The sequence below is a fragment of the Billgrantia sp. NRB1 genome (genome assembly GCF_056921725.1).
In genome coordinates this window covers 2,239,911-2,258,698 of record NZ_CM167783.1, presented here as the reverse complement: position 1 = coordinate 2,258,698, position 18,788 = coordinate 2,239,911, and the positions used below count along the sequence as shown (strand labels likewise).

Here is an 18,788-nt window from a genome sequence, read left to right as displayed (position 1 = left end):
ATACGTCGCCTGGCTCATCCCGCCCGGTGGTGCGGGATGAGCTGCTTGAATGTCTCCAGACAGTAGCGAAGGTCCATGATCGCACGGCTACCGCTGAGTCACTGGTAGCAGGCCTCCCACTTGAAGACGGTCGGGTGACGCCAGGTGTCTTCCCACGTGCTGCCGCCAGAGTTGGCATGACGGCGCGCTTGATTAAGAGTCGCCTGGTGCAGCTCAACCCGTCCCTGTTTCCGGCCGTGCTGCTTCTCGAACCAGGGAGAGCCTGCGTGCTCGTGGCGCTCGATCTCAAGGCACGACGAGCTCAAGTCATCTTTCCTGAGCTTGGCGACGCGGTCAGTGAAGTCAGCCTAGATGGCTTGCAGTCCAGTTATAGCGGGCATGCTATCTATGTGCGTCCACGCTTTCATTTCGATGCGCGTGGGCCGGAAATCAAGAAGCAGAGGTCTCGCCACTGGTTCTGGGGCGTCATTCGGGAAAATCGCAAGCTGTATCGTGACGTCATCGCCGGCTCGGTGATGATCAACCTGTTCGCGGTTGCGATGCCGCTGTTCGTCCTCAACGTATACGACAGGGTCGTGCCTAACCATGCCACGGAAACCCTCTGGGTCCTGGCAGCGGGAATCTTCGTTGTCCTGTGTTTCGATCTGGCGTTAAGGTTAATGCGTAACGCCTTTGTTGATCTTGCTGCCAGCCGGGCCGACGTCAAACTGTCGTCGTCGATCATGTCGCGCGTGCTGGGGTTGCGTATGGAGGCCAAGCCCGCCTCCACAGGCTCATTCGCTGCGACACTGCAGTCTTTTGAATCCGTTCGCTCCTTCATCGGGTCAGCCACGGTGGTGGCCTTGGTCGACTTGCCTTTCGTTCTGCTGTTTGCAGCGATCATCGCCTTGATTGGTCCGCCACTCGTGATCCCCGTGCTGGTGGGGATCGTCTTCGTGCTGCTCTATGCGCTGGCCGCGCAGGGTAAACTGCATGAACTCTCTGAAACCACCTGGCGGGTTGGTGCACAGCGTAATGCCACCTTGGTGGAAACGGTCTCGCAGCTCGAGACGGTGAAAGCGCTACGTGCAGAAAGTCGTATCCAAGCCTTTTGGGAGAAAGCCTCGGCTTTCCTGTCGCGCACGGCAGCCCAGTTGCGCCTGGTCAGCTCTTCCGTCTCTAGTGTGGCGCTTTGGGCCCAGCACAGCGTAGCGGTATGCGTGATCATCATTGGCGTCTACCAGATCATGGAGGGCAATCTCACCCAGGGTGGATTGATAGCCGCTTATTTGCTTTCGTCGCGGGCGATGGCGCCCGTCAGTCAGGCGGCCTCCCTGCTCGCCCAGTACCACCAGTCATCGACCGCACTGCAATCGCTCAATGATGTCATGGAGCGCCCAATAGAGCGTCCGGAGGGCAAGGCATTCGTTAGTCGCCCCGCGATCCGTGGTGAAATCCGCTTCGACAAGGTGAGCCTTCGCTACCCTGAGGAGGAGCGTGAGGCACTGCGTGATATTTCGCTCAAGATTGAGGCGGGGGAGAAGGTAGCGTTACTCGGACGCGTTGGCTGTGGCAAGACTACGCTGCAAAAACTGATTCTGGGTCTCTACCAGCCGACGGCCGGCGCCGTGATGATCGACGACGTTGACCTGCGCCAGATCGACCCGCTTCAGCTGCGCCGGCAGATCGGCTATGTCCCCCAGGACGTTAACCTGTTCTTCGGGACGCTGCGCGAGAACATTGTCGCCGGTGGCGGTAGCGATGGCGTCGACGATGAAGCGCTCCTGCGAGCCATCAAACTCAGCGGTCTAGAAGCCTTGGTCAATGCCCACCCTCAGGGGGTTGACCTGCAGGTCGGTGAGCGCGGTCAGGCGCTCTCCGGTGGCCAGCGCCAGGCCGTGGCTATTGCCCGTGCCCTGGTCAACGATCCTCAGGTGCTGCTGCTCGACGAACCCAGCAGCTCGATGGATCACGCCAGCGAAGAGGCCTTCAAGGCCAGCCTCAAGGAGTATGCTCGCGCCAAGACCATGATTGTCGTGACCCATCGGACCTCGCTGCTTTCCCTGGTTGACCGCATCATAGTCATTGATGGCGGGAAGGTGGTTGCAGACGGTCCGCGTGACAAAGTGGTAGATGCACTGCGCAAGGGGCAGATCGGGAGGGCAAGCTAATGGCCGGCAAGAATAGTCGCAGCGCTGAACAGCGGGGGTTCGAAGCGATCGGGCGATTCTCGGAGGCCGGGGGCAAGCCGTTTCGACCTTTCATCGACCGGCTATTCGCTAGGCGAGTGACCTCCGCCCACCTCAATCGTGATTGGGCGAGTGACGCTGACTGGGCGCGCATGCAGCAGGATCCTCTTCGGGCACGTGCTTTTCTTTACATCGTGCTGCTGACTGTGGCGGCGCTGCTGGTGTGGTCCTACTTTGCTGCCATTGATGAAGTGACGCGCGGCAGTGGGCGGGTGATTCCCTCCAGTCAACTGCAGCGTGTACAGAGTTTCGATGGCGGCGTGGTTCAGGAAATCCTGGTGAGAGAGGGGCAGCTGGTTGAGGCGGGGCAGGTCCTCATGCGTATCGACCCCACGCGCTTTGTCGCCAGTTTCAGAGAGAATCGGGCACAGGCCTTGGCGTTGAAAGCACGTGCCGAACGCCTGCGGGCGCTGGTGACCGATACACCGTTCGATCCTGATGAGGAGTTGCGTGTCGAAGCCCCACACATCGTGGCCCAGGAGCGCGAGGTGTATGAAAGCCGGCGGGAGGAGCTTCGTGAGCAGGAGCAGGTGCTGCGTGACCGCATCCGTCAGCGTGAAGAGGAGCTCAATGAAGCAACCGCCCGGCGCGACACTGCCCAGCGTGAGGCCAATATGGCCAGCAGGGAGCTTAACCTGACTCGCCCGATGCTGGAATCCGGTGCTGTATCCGAAGTGGATGTGCTGAGACTCGAGCGCGAGGTGTCACGTGCCACCGGTGAGCGGGATCAGGCCCAGGCCTCCATGGCCAGGCTGCAGGCGGCGGTGGAAGAGGCCCGCAATCAGTTGAGCGAGCTTGGCGTCGAGCGGCGAAGCGACTGGCGCAACGACCTGGCCCAAACCCTGGGGGACCTCAATGCGCTGGATGAGTCGAGCGCTGGCCTGCAGGATCGGGTGCGCCTCGCCGAGATTCGGTCACCGGTGGATGGGGTCGTGCAGCGGCTCAACATCAATACCATCGGCGGGGTGGCCCAGCAGGGGCAGGAAGTCGTCGAGATCGTTCCCTCAGATGATCAGCTGTTGGTCGAGGCCCGTATCGCGCCGCAGGATATCGCCTTCCTGCGTCCCGGGCAGCCAGCCACCATCAAGCTCACCGCCTATGACTTCGCCGTCTATGGCGGACTCCAGGCGGAACTCGACCATATCAGTGCCGATACGATCACCGACGATGACGGCAATACCTTCTACCTGGTGCGCGTGCGCAGCATCGAGGGGGAAGAAGTGGACAGTGAACTTGCCGTGATACCCGGAATGACGGCTCAAGTCGACATCATGACCGGCAAGCGCACTGTGATGCAGTTCATGCTGAAGCCCGTATTGCGGGCCTGGAGCAATTCGATGGGAGAGCGATGATGGCGGTCTACTTCATCAGTCAAGGACGTGATGAGTTTCCACGCTGGCGCGAGGCCTTCAGCGATGCTGAAATCATCGTGCCCGATCAGGCTCGCAGCGTAGGTCGTGGGGACAGTGTCTGGGTCATGTCGAGGTTGGATGGTTGGGAGGAGCTGGTCAGGGACTTGGCTGCACGTGGTGCCTTTATGGCAGTGCTAACGTATCGACCCGAGGCCAGAGAGGCCTTGCAGGCACTGGAAGCCGGAGCCAGGGGATATACTCACGCGCTAGCTGCGCCGGAGGTGCTCCGTCAGGTTCAAGTCGTAATGACGCATCAAGGGATTTGGGTGCCATCGGAGCTGATGGCCCGCGTGGCAGGTGGCACGTTCCGGGCCTTGGGTGGCGTCCATGAGGAGAGCGCTGGCGCGCTGGACGATCTCACAGAGCGGGAGCGAGCCGTGGCCGAAGCAGTGCTGGAGGGCCTTTCCAACAAGGAAGTGGCACGAAAGCTGGGCATCACCGAGCGTACCGTCAAGGCGCACCTTGGTGCTGTGTTCCACAAGCTGGGTGTGAGGGACCGGATCCAGCTTGTGTTGCGGCTATCGGGGCGCAACGCCGAGGTTGTGTCGAGCTCTACCTGACCAACGTCAATGACAGGTTGCACAATGCTAAAGGCCGAGGGCATAAGCTTCTCGGCCTATGTCATTTGTGGGGTGTCTTGACCTGTCCATCGGTCCAATACTGCTTCTTCCGTACAGCGGATACCTTAAGGGTAATAGCCGGCCTTGTGTCGTCTTGCCTTGATAACGCTTTCATGCAGGGAGTCTTACCATGACCATCGCAACTGTCATAGCTATCACCGGACAGGCCTGGGCGCGCGACGCCGATGGCAATCTACGAGAGCTGCGTGTGGGGGACACCCTGCAAGAAGGGGAGGTGCTCGTCACCGCGGAGAACGCGCGCGTGCAGCTCGACTTTGGCGATGGTCTGGACCCCACGGTGATCGCTGGCGATCAGCAGATCGTCATGGCACCGGAGCTGGATGCCAGCGAGCCTGCTGAAGCCTTTGATTTTAGTGCCGAAGATGAAGACCTCGATGCCCTCCTTGCGGCGATCGACGAAGGGGAAGGCGACCTGCTCGAACTGCTCGATGCTACTGCTGCCGGTGCAGGCCCGGGTGGTGCCGCTGACGGTGGCCATAGCTTCGTGATGCTGGGGCGGATTGCTGAAGACGTCGACCCGCTTGCCTTTGAAACTCAAGGCATTGAGCTTGGCGCCGTAGATTTCCCAGAAGATGAACCTGCACTGCTGGCAGAAGAGGAAGAGCCCGTCGAAGAGCCGGAGCCGGAACCTGAGCCCGAGCCCGAGCCCGAGCCGGAACCCGAGCCCGAGCCTGAGCCGGAACCCGAGCCCGAGCCTGAGCCGGAACCCGAGCCCGAGCCCGAGCCGGAACCTGAGCCCGAGCCGGAAGATCCGGAGCCCGAGGATCCGGAGCCGGTGCCTGAACCGAGTCTGAGCGTAAGCGTCGAGTCGGTCCTGGAGCTGGAGAGCAGCGCCGATGCCGAAGCTGGTCAGACCGCGTTCACCATCAGCAGCGAGACCACGCTAGACGGCATTGATCCCGCCTTGGCTGGTGACGTTACCTATGTGATCACCGGGGGCAATGACAACGGCTACTTCGAACTGGGCGAGGACGCTGACGGCAACCCGGTGTTGGTGCTGACCGAGGACGGTGCCGAGGCGATCCGCAATGGCCAGTTCGACCCGGCGGGGGCCAATGTCACCGTGACCGGCACCCAAGAGGTGGATAGCATCACGGTCACTGATGACGACTCTGCCGGTATCGAAGTCCCGACGCCGTCCCCGAGCCTGGAGGTCAGCGTTGACGCGGCCCTGGACCTCGACAGCAGTGCCGATGCCGAAGCCGGCCAGACGGCGTTCACCATCAGCAGCGAGACCGACTACGCGGGCATCGATCCGGCGCTGGGCGGTGAGGTCACCTACACGATCAGCGGCGGCAACGAGGAAGGCTACTTCGCACTGGGAGAAGACAGCGACGGCAACCCGGTGTTGGTGCTGACCGAGGACGGTGCCGAGGCGATCCGCAACGGCCAGTTCGACCCGGCGGGGGCCAATGTCACCGTGACCGGCAACCAGGTGATTGCCGAGGGCGAGCTCAACGAGTTCACGCTCAACGCCAGTGACGATGCCGGCGTTGAAGTGCCGACGCCGTCCCCGAGCCTGGAGGTCAGCGTTGACGCGGCCCTGGACCTCGACAGCAGTGCCGATGCCGAAGCCGGCCAGACGGCGTTCACCATCAGCAGCGAGACCGACTACGCGGGCATCGATCCGGCGCTGGGCGGTGAGGTCACCTACGCGATCACCGGCGGCAACGAGGAAGGCTACTTCGCACTGGGAGAAGACAGCGACGGCAACCCGGTGTTGGTGCTGACCGAGGACGGTGCCGAGGCGATCCGCAACGGCCAGTTCGACCCGGCGGGGGCCAATGTCACCGTGACCGGCAACCAGGTGATTGCCGAGGGCGAGCTCAACGAGTTCACGCTCAACGCCAGTGACGATGCCGGCGTTGAAGTGCCGACGCCGTCCCCGAGCCTGGAGGTCAGCGTTGACGCGGCCCTGGACCTCGACAGCAGTGCCGATGCCGAAGCCGGCCAGACGGCGTTCACCATCAGCAGCGAGACCGACTACGCGGGCATCGATCCGGCGCTGGGCGGTGAGGTCACCTACGCGATCACCGGCGGCAACGAGGAAGGCTACTTCGCACTGGGAGAAGACAGCGACGGCAACCCGGTGTTGGTGCTGACCGAGGACGGTGCCGAGGCGATCCGCAACGGCCAGTTCGACCCGGCGGGGGCCAATGTCACCGTGACCGGCAACCAGGTGATTGCCGAGGGCGAGCTCAACGAGTTCACGCTCAACGCCAGTGACGATGCCGGCGTTGAAGTGCCGACGCCGTCCCCGAGCCTGGAGGTCAGCGTTGACGCGGCCCTGGACCTCGACAGCAGTGCCGATGCCGAAGCCGGCCAGACGGCGTTCACCATCAGCAGCGAGACCGACTACGCGGGCATCGATCCGGCGCTGGGCGGTGAGGTCACCTACGCGATCACCGGCGGCAACGAGGAAGGCTACTTCGCACTGGGAGAAGACAGCGACGGCAACCCGGTGTTGGTGCTGACCGAGGACGGTGCCGAGGCGATCCGCAACGGCCAGTTCGACCCGGCGGGGGCCAATGTCACCGTGACCGGCAACCAGGTGATTGCCGAGGGCGAACTCAACGAGTTCACGCTCAACGCCAGTGACGATGCCGGCGTTGAAGTGCCGACGCCGTCCCCGAGCCTGGAGGTCAGCGTTGACGCGGCCCTGGACCTCGACAGCAGTGCCGATGCCGAAGCCGGCCAGACGGCCTTCACCATCAGCAGCGAGACCGACTACGCGGGCATCGATCCGGCGCTGGGCGGTGAGGTCACCTACACGATCAGCGGCGGCAACGAGGAAGGCTACTTCGCACTGGGAGAAGACAGCGACGGCAACCCGGTGTTGGTGCTGACCGAGGACGGTGCCGAGGCGATCCGCAACGGCCAGTTCGACCCGGCGGGGGCCAATGTCACCGTGACCGGCAACCAGGTGATTGCCGAGGGCGAGCTCAACGAGTTCACGCTCAACGCCAGTGACGATGCCGGCGTTGAAGTGCCGACGCCGTCCCCGAGCCTGGAGGTCAGCGTTGACGCGGCCCTGGACCTCGACAGCAGTGCCGATGCCGAAGCCGGCCAGACGGCGTTCACCATCAGCAGCGAGACCGACTACGCGGGCATCGATCCGGCGCTGGGCGGTGAGGTCACCTACGCGATCACCGGCGGCAACGAGGAAGGCTACTTCGCACTGGGAGAAGACAGCGACGGCAACCCGGTGTTGGTGCTGACCGAGGACGGTGCCGAGGCGATCCGCAACGGCCAGTTCGACCCGGCGGGGGCCAATGTCACCGTGACCGGCAACCAGGTGATTGCCGAGGGCGAGCTCAACGAGTTCACGCTCAACGCCAGTGACGATGCCGGCGTTGAAGTGCCGACGCCGTCCCCGAGCCTGGAGGTCAGCGTTGACGCGGCCCTGGACCTCGACAGCAGTGCCGATGCCGAAGCCGGCCAGACGGCGTTCACCATCAGCAGCGAGACCGACTACGCGGGCATCGATCCGGCGCTGGGCGGTGAGGTCACCTACGCGATCACCGGCGGCAACGAGGAAGGCTACTTCGCACTGGGAGAAGACAGCGACGGCAACCCGGTGTTGGTGCTGACCGAGGACGGTGCCGAGGCGATCCGCAACGGCCAGTTCGACCCGGCGGGGGCCAATGTCACCGTGACCGGCAACCAGGTGATTGCCGAAGGTCTGCTGAATGAATTCAATATCACTGATTTTGATTCCGCAATAGTGGAAGTGCCTGTTGACCCACCCCAAATCCAGGGTCTCGATGGAGAGGGTGCTGATGTCGTGCTCAACGAGAAGCACCTTGAAGATGGTACCAAGCCTGCTGAAGAGAAGCTGACACAAGGCGGTGTCTTTACCCTTGTAGCACCTGCAGGCATCGACAAGCTGACCGTTGGTGACAAGGAAGTTACCCTTGCCGAGCTAGAGGCTCTTGAGCCGACGGATCCGGTCCAGATCACCTCCTCTTCCGGGAATACGCTGTCGCTTATTAACTATGATTCAGCGACTGGTGAAGTGTCGTATGAATACACTCTGGTCAATAACCTTGAGCATGAGGAAGGTGGTGGAAGAAACTCGCTCTTCAAAGAGTTCGAAATCGTTCTCTTCGACACCTTAGGGCGTGATTCGGATCCAGCCTCGCTGGATGTGGAGATCATCGATGATGTTCCCGAGTTTGATGAGGCTGGAATTGATGATGTCACCGTGTCCGCAGCTGAGGGCAGCGATGCTTCTGGTGACCTGAATCTCACCATTGGTGCTGATGGCGACGGTGCCTTCGTGCAGAATGTTACGCTGCAGGAAAGCGGCGGCTTCATTCAGGTTCAATATACTGATGACGGGGAGTCAAACACTGCCTTCCTGACCTCTAATGGCAGCAAGCTCCAGTATGAGTTTGATCAGGATAGCCAGCAGCTGATCGCCTTCAAGGAAGGCGAGAGTAGTGAAAGCCCGGTATTTACCATCGATTTCAGCATTGATGGCAATAGCTACGAGCTCAATGTGATCCAAGAGCTTGATCCGGTAGCTGCCTCCTTTACTTCTGATGTGGCCGGTACGCAAGGCGGCGGCATAGATGGCGAGCTGGAAATCAGCAGCCCGAACCTGGAGGCAGAGTTCTTTGCCTTGGGTGGGCAAGTCAACTGGTCAACCAATGGGATTGGTGTCGACAACAATCTGATTGGTGCCGGTGAGACGCTCGTGGCGCAATTCAGTCAGCAACTGACAGAGCTTTCCTTCAAGATGGGTAACAGCGGCGCGATGAGCTGGGAGATTTTCAGCGGCGGTGAGTCGGTTGGCACAGGCTCTGAGTTGACGGTTGATTACCCTGATGGTTTCGATGAAATTCGTTTCTACGGAAGCTCAGGTGGCGATCAGTATAATGTCAATGACTTTAGCGGGACGTTCCTGGATACGCTGCTCCCGTACCAGCTACCTGTAAACGTTGATGTGGTTGATGGTGATGGCGATCCTGCCTCAAGTGATTTCGACATCACCTTCGAGCCTGTCGAGTCTGTTAATGAGCCAAATCCGCCGTCAGATCCTGATGGGCCGGCAATTCTTGGACTGGGTGCTTCAGGTGGCGATGTGGTTGTCGATGAAGCCTGGCTGGAAGGCGGCACTAAAGAAGGCGAAGGCAACCTGTTGCAGCACGACACCTTTACTCTCGAGGCCGAGGGGGGTATTCGCTCGTTGACCGTGGCTGGGAAGGAAATTACCTGGGAGAACTTGCAGGAACTTTCAAATAGTGCCCCCGTGGTGATTGAGCTTCCAAGTGGTAACGTACTCTCCATCACCGGTTTCGATGGCGATCTGTATGGTGGTGAGGTCAGCTACACCTATGAGCTGAAAGACAACTCGCTAGCCCACGACGAGCAAGGGCGAGATGAGTTGGAGAAAGAGGTGTCGGTAGTTCTTGAGGATCGCTTTGACAGCACCTCTGAGTCCGAGATGTCGATTGTCATCATTGATGACGTGCCTGGTGAGTTCGAGGGTGGTCAAACCATTCAGGTGCCGATCAGCGAGGTCATCGTGGGTGACTGGGCTGCGGGGTGGATCAATATCAACACCACTAACGGTCAGTTCAACGCTGAGGATCTCGATGAGGATGACTTCAAGGATCTGATTTCCTGGGGTACTCCGGCGGGTGGCTCTGAAGGCTCGAATTATGTCTTCGATGATAATGAAGACCTGCGTGATCTTGACACCGGTAAGGTTGACCAGACTTTTGTGCTTGGCACTTTTACCCATAACAATTTCCCGATCTTTGCTGATGGGGGCGTGCTTCAGTCAGTCGATCTGACTATGGAGTTCACCATTGTGATTGATGGTGTCGAGACGACGGTGACGCACACCATCAATATCGAGCATGATGAGACGCCCAACTATGATGATTGGGGTAATCCGCTGCCCCCTGAAGAGGCTGCGGATATCGTCACTATCTCCAATGCCATGACTCAGGTACCGATTGAAGTCGGTGATCGTGAGTATGTCTTCGATATCCTTGGCTTCAAGCCTATCGGCGAGCCGGATGGCGAGCCCGTCAACGAAGTGATCACCTTCGAGGATGCATCCAACAGCTTCGAACTGGTTGGACGAATTTCCTCTACGGATGATCTTCCTGTGCTCACGGGGCAGATTGAAGAGCCATTCTGGGGTGCCGATGGCCCTGATGAAGAGGAGCCGCTGCTGTGGTCCACGGCCGAGGGAGATCAGGCAGTTGCCGAGGGGGAGACGCTGTCAATTGAAGGGCAGTTTGGCACGCTGATCGTAAGTGATGATGGCAGCTATACCTATGAGGTTAGCCGCGAAACACGCGACAACATTAATATCGGAGAAGACAAGGAGGACGTATTCACTTATTACCTCCAGGATGCCGATGGAGATCGTGTGCCCTCGACGCTGACCATCACCCTGGAGGGTGCCGTCAACTCGATTGATCTGGATAGCCAGCAGGCCAGCGCCGAGATCAACAGTGATACCGTGACACCCGATCCGGTCCCTGCGGGCTCCATCGCAGGTGGTGGCCAGATTCAGACAACGTCCAGTAATCATAGTAATGGCGTCGAGGATACATGGGAGAGCGAAAGCTTCACGGTTGAGGAGGGCGGCACAGGTAGCTTTAGCTTTACCGCCGAACTGTCTTCACCGGGTAGCAGCTCGGCCTCTCTCAAGTGGCACCTGGAGAAGCTGGATAGCAACGGTGATTGGCAGCAGGTCGAGGGTGTCGGTGGCACCGTTGGCTCTGGCACCCACTCGGTGGATGGGCTTGAGTCCGGTGAGTATCAGGCTGTCTTTGAGGCTGAAGCTGACGGTCGGGAGTCCAATTTGGTATGGCCACTTCCGCCAATATTTAATTACAACTATCCCTCAGTAAGCGTGGGTGGGCTTGAGTCCGAGTTCCTGGCCGACCCCTATGAAGAGCTTTCGGTCAGTGAGTTTGAAGGTAACGTGCTTGAAGGGGCGACGCCGGGCTCCATCAACTCGACCCTTAGCGTCAAGCTGCCGGATGGAGACTGGCAGGAGGTCGGTGAAGCGGGCCTGACGCTGGCTGGAGAGTACGGCACCCTGGTGATTCAGAAAGATGGGAGCTATGTCTACACGCCGGAAGCCAATGCGGACTTCGTAGGGAAGTCAGAAGCCTTCGAGATCCAGCTGACGCATCCGGCCGGAGAGTCGGTCACGGCGACATTGACGATCGATATCGGTGGCAATGCCCAGCCGGCTGGCGACCAGGGTGGCGAGATTCAGGCAACAGGCTTTGGTCTCTTCTCGCTGGAGGACCTTGACGCGCTAAGCGGGGAAGAAGATGCCGCCGCCTCCGATGAGTCTGAGGATGCCGTTGAAGATGATGAAGTGGAGCCTGAGCCCACAGACGAAGACGACACGGAGTCAGAGTCTAAAGATGAGGATGAAGGCGACGAGAAAGAGGGCGAGGAAGGTGCGAATGAGCCTGTAATCGAGGGTGAAGACGCAATTGATGAGCCTGAGAATGAAAATGCAGATTCAGCACAGGATGATGAGGCAGGCACAGCGCCCGAGGATGCTGCTGAAGATGACGAGGGCGACTCTGACAGCTCCGATGAGGGGGAGCAGGTTGCCGAGTCTGGCAGTGTTGACAAAGACGATAAGGATGAGCGTGCCGAAGAGGACGAGAAGGAAGATGGCATCAAGCTTCAGGATGTCGTCAGCGATGACGATGAACTTCTGAAAGACGATGATTCCTCTATGGACAAGATGCCGAAGTCGGTGAATGGCGGTGACGATCCTTCTGTGGGCTATTCCTCCGGCCCCGACGAGTTGGATACCACGACCAACACCACCGATCAGTAACCTTTAACTGTGTTGAGTTGGCCCCGCCCGGTTCGCCGGGTGGGGCTTTTTGCTAGGCTAAGCAGAACGAAGCCATCACTCTGGGGAGAGACGTGTGTTCATCAAACGCAACGAGTCGGGCGAGATCGTCCAGGTCAGCCGCGAGGCCACCGAGGAGTGCCGGGAGTTTGCGCCCCCATGCTCGCCGGAGCTTCAGGCCTTCGTCGGGGACGACGATGAGCTAAAGAACCAGGCGCTGACCAAGTCCGACCTGGATTTTGTGCGGGTACTGGAGGATGTGATCGATGTGCTGATGGACAAGGGCGTCATCAGCTTTACCGACCTGCCTGAGCCCGCTCAGCGCAAGCTGATGGAGCGTCAGTCACTTCGCCAGCGCTTGAACAGCGTCGGCTTGATGTCGGAGACCGACGACGACAGCGGCGTCATCTAAGTCGCGCCAGGGCAGGGGTGAGGCAGCGGTGCGTGGATCATGGCACTTACCGCCGCTCTGTGCCTAGCGGATCCACGCACCGCCTTGCCTGCAGGTCGTCAGTCCTTGCGCTCGCTGCCGTTCTGGCGAACTCCCGGGCCGGTCACCCCGTCCATGCCGAGTTCGAACAGCGTGCGGGCTGCCGTTTGAGTCTCCACCCCCTCGGCAATGACTGTGATGCCCAGCGAGTGGGCCAGGGTCGACACGCCTCGCAGCAGGCTCTGATGCTCCTGATTCTCTGCGATGCCCTTGCTTAACGAGGCGTCGGTTTTCAGATAGCTTAGCCCGAGGTGCTGCAGCCCCTCGATCTGCCCGAACTGGCTGGTGGCGTGCTCCAGGCCCATCTGGCATCCCAGCGTCCGTACTTCACGACACAGGCTGCTGAACCCTTCGGGATTGTGGATGGCGACTGCTTCCGGCAGCTCCAGCCACAGCCGTGCGGCTTCCTGCGGGTGGGCGCGAAGCGTGGCGATCAGTTCGCTGACGAATCGCCCGTCGCGCAGTGAGCGCGGGGAAAGGTTGATGCCAACGGGCTTGCCGCTTATCGCCGTGTCGTCTAGCGCTGCCGCCACCGCGGCGAGATCCAGCTGGGTGGCCATCTCCAGGCGCGAAATCCACGGCAGGAAGACCCCGGCCGGTCGCCACTCGCCCTTTAGCTTGAGGCGCGTGGGGGCCTCGTAGTGGAGCAGCTTGCCCTCGGTGTCCAGGACCGGGAAGTGGGCGAGATAGACGCCTTGCTTCAGGGCGTCTTCCAAGGCATGCCGCCACTCGTCATGGGTGGTGAATAGGGCTTCCTGATCGGGGGATTCCACGATGACCTGGCCGACAACGCCCTGGTTCTCGGCGGCGGCTAGGGCCCCGTCGAGGCTTGCCAGCAAACCTTCGCGACTCTTGCCCTGGGCGTACTCTGTCAGCGCCGAGGGTAGCGTCAGAGAGGCGCCAGACTGGTTGACAAGCGCTTCGAGGTGCTCGGTCAGCTCGTCCCCCAGCCTTTTCAGGTCGTGGGCGCGGGGAATCAGTAGAGCGAAGTCGCTGCCGTTGAGACGGCCTACCCGGCCATCGCCGTTCATCAGGCTGAGCTGCTTGAGGCGGCGTGCTAGCTCGACCAGCAGGGCATCGGTTTTCTGGTGGCCGAGCTGCTGATTCACCTCGCTCAGATTGCCGACGCGAATCATGGCCAGGGTGCCGCTGGCATCGTGGCTGTCGCTGGCCAGGCTTGACTCGAGACGCTCCAGGAAGGGGGCGCGGGCCAGGGTGTCGGTCACCGGGTCGTGCTGCAGGCGGCGCCTGAGCTGGTCGAGCTTCTCGCTCTCCCTGCCCAGCATGGTGCGCACGCTTTCCGAGAGGCGGTTCATGGCCTTGACCAGCTCGCGTAGCTCACGGGTTCTCGGTTCCGGCGAGGTGACGAAGCGCTGCTCGCCGATGGCCTGGGCCTGATTCACTACGTTGCGTAGCGGCTGGCGGATGGTGCGCACGATCCAGGCGGCCAGCAGCAGGCTGATGGCGGCGGCAACGGCAAACCAGCCGGCAAGCGTCAGGCTGCTGCGCCACAGCGAATGGTAGGCAAAGCTGTGGTGACTCTCGAGAATCAGGGTGCCGTACTGACGCCAGCCATCCTGGACCACGGCGCGCCCCGGTGGCACGTCGAATCGCACCAGGTTCACGAACCAGCCGGGGACCTCGTCGATGGCCTCGTTGCCGACGCGCCGTTCGATGACTTGGCCCTCGGGGTCGCGCAGCTCGATGCGCCGATAGTGGCCGGTATCGAACTGGGCAGCCAGTAGCAGCTCGAGAATCACCGGGTCCTTTTCCAGCTGGCTCATGGACAGCGCCAGGGCGTTGGCGTTATCGCTATTCTTGATGCGGACTTCCTGCTCGATATAGTGCCGGCTGCTGCTGATACTGACGAACAGACTGCCAACGAAGGCCAGTATCAGCAGTGCCACGATGGTCAACCAGAGCTGCTTGATCAGTGACATCTTGTCTCCCCCTGCGGGCGTTAGGTCCCTTGTCGCGTGGTCGCGTGTTGTTGTGGCGGCTCAGATAAATCCTTGTTCTTGCATGCGGCCGACGACGCTGCGCCAGCGCGACAGACGTGCCAGCGGGTCGGCCCTGGATTGGGTCGAGCCGCCTGCCCAGAGCCCTTCGCTGTTGAAACTGAAGACCGGGTCCAGGTCGGTGCGCTGCGAGGCCGGCGTGATCGAGGGCACCAGGTTGTCGAGGATGCGCGGCTCGGCGGCGGGGGTCTGGTAGTAGCCCAGCACCATGTGGGCCTGCACGATCTGGCTGCGACCGATCCGGGCCCTGACATAGATCAGCCGCAGCCGATCTCCCGGGACGCCCAGCTCCTTGAGGGAGATATACTTGGCGATCGAATAGTCCTCGCAGTCGCCCTGACCCTGGCCCAGGGTTTCCAGCGGTGTCGCCCAGAAGTCCTCTTGCCCCCAGTTGTCGATGTCGTCCACCCAGCGTATCCGACGATTGAAGAAATCGTTGACACTGCGAAGCTGTGTTTCGAGGTCGCTGTGGCGAAGCTGGTCGAGCAGGTCGAACCAATCCTCCAGCGCCTGGACCCCTTGCGGCCCGTGCATCTGGCGCATGCTGTCGCGCAGCCGGGCGCGGTTGATGCCGGCCTCGAGCGGGGCGGACGTCAGCCCCAGGCCCGCCGTCAGCACAAGCGCTCCCAGGCCCACCAGAAAGCGGCGGCGTCCGGTGTGGCAGCGATGGGAGGTGATGGGCTGTCGCATGAAGTGTCGCAGGATGAATGAGCACTTGCTCAAGTGTAGGAGGCGGGTGCCGGCGTTGCTACCGGTACCAGGGACCCCAGTCGTTGGCATCAGTTCACGTTCAGCCTTTCCCCGGCCCTTGCCAGACCCGCAGACGACCGAGCCAGGTCAGTTCCCGGGAGGCGTCACGCAGCTCCCTGGCGGCAGCCTCCAGGCTCTGACCGGCGGGCAGGGCATTGACATAGACGGAGACATCGACCTGGTTGTCGAGGTAGTGCAGGTCCAGCGCTACCCGACTCTGCCAAACGGCGCTGGATGACCACACCCTGTCTAGCACCCCTTCTACATCGCGGCGCAGGGGCAGGCCGGGGCGCAGGCTGTGCTCGGTCTCCCCGGCGTCGTCCTCGGGGTCGATATGGAAGGTGACATCGGCCAGGGCGGGATTGTCCTCGCGCAGGCGTCGGCTGACTTCGTTGCCGATCTCATGGGCCTCCGACACCGTGAGTCGAGGGGCTACCACGATATGCAGATCGAGCACCGCCTGGCTGCCCAGCGATCGGGTTCGCAGGTCATGCACGCCCTGCACGCCGGGCACGGTCTCCGCCAGGGTCTGCATGGCCTCGCGCTCTGTCGCCGGCAGCGCCGTATCGATCAGTTCCTGACTGGACTCCCACAGCAGCCGCCATCCCACTCGGCCGACCATGACGCCAACGATGATGGCGGCCGCCGCGTCGACCCAGCCGGCTCCGAACTGGGCGGCCACCAGGCCCACCAGCACCACCACCGTGGAGAGCGCGTCGGAGCGAGAGTGCCAGGCGTTGGCCTCCAGCAGCCTGGAGTTGACTCGCCTGGCCACGCGCATCGTATAGCGGAAGATCCACTCCTTGGCGAGCAGAGCGAGAATCGCGACACCGATGGCCCAGAGGCCGGGTGCGGCAATCGGTTCGCCGCCGATCAGACGCACGAGGCTCGCCCAGGCGATGCCGCCGGCGACGAAGATCAGCACGCTGCCCAGCCACAGCGTCGCCAGGGTCTCGATGCGGCCGTGACCGTAGGGGTGATTGCTATCGGGAGCCTGGCGACCGAAGTGGGTGGCGGCCAGCACGAAGGCATCGGTCACCAGGTCGGAAAAGGAGTGGATACCGTCGGCGATCAGCGCCGCCGAGCCAACCAGCCAGCCGGTGATGAGCTTCATCAGGCCGAGCAGGAAGTCCACCGCGGCGCCGATCAGCGTGACCTTGTGGGCCTCGCGGGTCTGGGCGCCCTGGTCCGGTGAATGGTGCGAGGGGGTGTGCCCCATGGCGCTCGCCCTCCGCGGTCAGCTGTCGATCATTCCGGCACGATGGCGAACCGGATTGGCATACTGGGCCAGCCACCATTCGCGTAGCGCCGGGGGAATCTCGTGCAGACGTGCCTGGAAGCGGGCGCGATCGGCCTCGGTCACCTCCTGCATATCCAGCAGCTCGGGGGCGTCGCCGAGGGCCTCCAGCGCCAGATAGTGACTGGGGAAGAGGCGATAGCCCGAGATGACCTGGCGGTCGATCTCTGCCGCGACGGCTTCGGGCGTATCGAAGCCGGGGCCCAGCGGCTCTCCGAAGCGCAGCTGCACGCGCCCCTTGTGGCCGGTAATGCCGGTAACGATGGAGAGAATATCCTCGAACTCCCCCTTGTCGTAGCGACCAGCGGTGTGCACGGCGTGCAGCTCGCGGGCCTTCTGCAGGTCGCAGGGGTCGTACTCGTAGCTGATCGATACCGGCACCAGCCTTAGCTCGGCGATGGCGTCGCCGATGGGGGCCTGGCGATCCTCACGACGGCGCGCCATGGTCAGCATCTTGATGATGGCAGGATCGGTGCGGTCGATCCCGTCCTTGGCGCGCCCCTCCCGCTGGGCCATCCAGATGGAGTGGTTGTCGGCGGTGATGGAGTGGCGGATATAGTCGGAGAGCGTCTGGTAGGCGGCCAGCATGGCGCGCTTGCCACGCAGGGCCCGGGGCACGATGAAGCTCTTGTTGAGCCGCATCAGGTCGGTGACGTAGGGCTTCTTGAGCAGGTTGTCGCCGATGGCAATGCGCACCGTGTCGCGCCCCGCCTGGTGCAGGGCGAAGTTGACGAAGGCCGGGTCCAGGGCGATGTCGCGATGGTTGCCGATGAACAAATAGGCGGTATCCGGCGCCAGGTGCTCCAGGCCGTCGACCCGAAAGTCGGCGGTGGAGGTACGAATCATGCGCTCCATGTAGTAGGCGACGCGCATCTGGAAGTCGTGCACGCTGGCCACGCCGCGGGTTTCCCGGCGAATGGCGAAAGCGGCGATGGCTCGGGCCAGGCCGGGCAGCAGCCGGCTCAGTCGCGGCAGACGGTAGCGGGTCAGGGCGTCCAGCAGCTCCCGATTGCCGGCCAGGCGTGTCAGCACCGCGGCGACCTCGTCGTCGTGATAGGGGCGGATGTCGGCCCAGGGATCCTGCGCGGGGGGAGTCGCGTCGTTCATTGTTGCGTCTTGTCGGCCTGGGTGAGTCATGCGACGCCCTGCGTCGGACTGTTCTCGGCTTCGCCGTCGAGCCACTCTATCAGTCGCTCGATCAGCTCGGCCAGAGCCTGGGTCATGAGCATGAAGTCGGCCTCCAGGCGCACGATGGCGTCTCCATCGTCCTCGATTTCGCCGGCCTCGTCGATCAGTGCGTCATTGAACCGCAGCGATTTCAGCGCCAGGTCGTCGTGCAGGACGAAGCTTAGCTGGCCCTCCCGCTCCAGCGCCATGCGACTGGCCTGACGGCCTGCGGACAGCAGCTGCTGGATCTCGTCGCTGTCCAGGTCCACCTGGCGTGCGCGCAGTACGCCGTCGTCGCCCTTGGCCTTGAGCTCGACCTGATCGCCGAGCAGCAGATCGGCAGGGCGGGTCTGCTCATCCGCTAGCCACTGGGTCATGGCCCGCATCGGCAGGGCTCGGGTGGCCAGCGGCGTTACCTTCAGGCTGCCCAGCGTCTCGCGCAGCAGATCCAGGGCTTCCTCGGCGCGCTTGCGGGAGCTGGTGTTCACCGCGATCAGGCTGCGGCGGGTGTCCCACCACAGGTCGACCTTCTGGCGGCGAATGAAGGCGCGGGGCAGCAGTTCCTCATAGACTTGTTCCTTGATCTCCTGCTTCTCCTGGCGACGCAGCTTGCGGCCCTCGCGGGCCTCGATGTCGCTGGCACGCTCCTCGACCTCCTCGCGAACCACGCTGGCCGGCAGCATTCGCTCCTGGCGCAGGAGGGTCATCAGCCGCTGGCCCTGAAGCTCGTGCAGCAGCGCCGTGCCGGCACGGCCGGCGGGGGGCACCAGCCCAGACGCCTCGCTTCGCTACCGCCCGGCTGGCGGGCGGCCTGCTCGGCCAGGGCCGCTTCCAGGTCGGCAGCCGGGATCGCCGTTGAGCCGTGCAGGCGGTAAAGATGCAAGTGCTTGAACCACATGGCGCATTCCCAGAATGAAAAGGAGGCATATTATGGCG

Annotated in this window: 9 protein-coding genes and 1 pseudogene; 5 read left to right on the top strand and 5 right to left on the bottom strand. The window is 62.1% G+C overall.

The genetic code is table 11. The annotated features are described in order from the left end of the window. Nucleotides 1-41: 41 nt before the first annotated feature. The 5 genes from ACZIYR_RS10290 to ACZIYR_RS10270 all read left to right on the top strand — a co-directional run bounded on the left by ACZIYR_RS10290 (nucleotide 42) and on the right by ACZIYR_RS10270 (nucleotide 12,542). Nucleotides 42-2,150 (top strand): type I secretion system permease/ATPase, encoded by a 2,109-nt coding sequence (locus ACZIYR_RS10290; protein WP_483529069.1) that lies wholly within the window; start codon nucleotides 42-44, stop codon nucleotides 2,148-2,150. After that, nucleotides 2,150-3,580, top strand: coding sequence for an HlyD family type I secretion periplasmic adaptor subunit (locus tag ACZIYR_RS10285; protein ID WP_483526621.1), 1,431 nt, complete (start codon nucleotides 2,150-2,152; stop codon nucleotides 3,578-3,580). The genes ACZIYR_RS10290 and ACZIYR_RS10285 overlap by 1 nt, the downstream gene beginning before the upstream one ends. Beyond that, a complete protein-coding gene (locus ACZIYR_RS10280; RefSeq protein ID WP_483526620.1) occupies nucleotides 3,580-4,200 on the top strand; it encodes a LuxR C-terminal-related transcriptional regulator in 621 nt (206 codons plus the stop codon). Before ACZIYR_RS10285 ends, ACZIYR_RS10280 begins: the two co-directional genes overlap by 1 nt. A gap of 190 nt (nucleotides 4,201-4,390) precedes the next feature. Beyond that, complete coding sequence (locus ACZIYR_RS10275) at nucleotides 4,391-12,112, top strand: BapA/Bap/LapF family large adhesin (RefSeq protein ID WP_483526619.1); 7,722 nt, start codon at nucleotides 4,391-4,393, stop codon at nucleotides 12,110-12,112. A gap of 94 nt (nucleotides 12,113-12,206) precedes the next feature. Further along, the gene (locus ACZIYR_RS10270; RefSeq protein ID WP_483526618.1) at nucleotides 12,207-12,542 is read left to right on the top strand and encodes a tryptophan synthase subunit beta like protein; all 336 of its coding nucleotides are present in this window, start codon (nucleotides 12,207-12,209) and stop codon (nucleotides 12,540-12,542) included. A gap of 98 nt (nucleotides 12,543-12,640) precedes the next feature. On the opposite strand, the gene ACZIYR_RS10265 is transcribed toward ACZIYR_RS10270, so the two are convergent. The 5 genes and pseudogenes from ACZIYR_RS10265 to ACZIYR_RS10245 all read right to left on the bottom strand — a co-directional run bounded on the left by ACZIYR_RS10265 (nucleotide 12,641) and on the right by ACZIYR_RS10245 (nucleotide 18,750). After that, on the bottom strand, nucleotides 12,641-14,560 hold the full coding sequence (locus ACZIYR_RS10265) for an EAL domain-containing protein (RefSeq protein ID WP_483526617.1): 1,920 nt from the start codon (nucleotides 14,558-14,560) through the stop codon (nucleotides 12,641-12,643). Between the two features lie 60 nt (nucleotides 14,561-14,620). Further along, nucleotides 14,621-15,328 carry a transglutaminase-like cysteine peptidase gene (locus ACZIYR_RS10260; protein ID WP_473033667.1) on the bottom strand — a complete coding sequence of 236 codons (708 nt, stop codon included), beginning with the start codon at nucleotides 15,326-15,328 and terminating at the stop codon, nucleotides 14,621-14,623. Between the two features lie 100 nt (nucleotides 15,329-15,428). Continuing rightward, the gene (locus ACZIYR_RS10255) at nucleotides 15,429-16,607 is read right to left on the bottom strand and encodes a cation diffusion facilitator family transporter (RefSeq protein WP_483526616.1); all 1,179 of its coding nucleotides are present in this window, start codon (nucleotides 16,605-16,607) and stop codon (nucleotides 15,429-15,431) included. A gap of 18 nt (nucleotides 16,608-16,625) precedes the next feature. Then, nucleotides 16,626-17,792, bottom strand: coding sequence for a 1-acyl-sn-glycerol-3-phosphate acyltransferase (locus tag ACZIYR_RS10250; protein ID WP_483526615.1), 1,167 nt, complete (start codon nucleotides 17,790-17,792; stop codon nucleotides 16,626-16,628). A gap of 26 nt (nucleotides 17,793-17,818) precedes the next feature. Beyond that, nucleotides 17,819-18,750 (bottom strand): annotated as a pseudogene (locus ACZIYR_RS10245) (recombination-associated protein RdgC). Nucleotides 18,751-18,788: the final 38 nt, after the last annotated feature.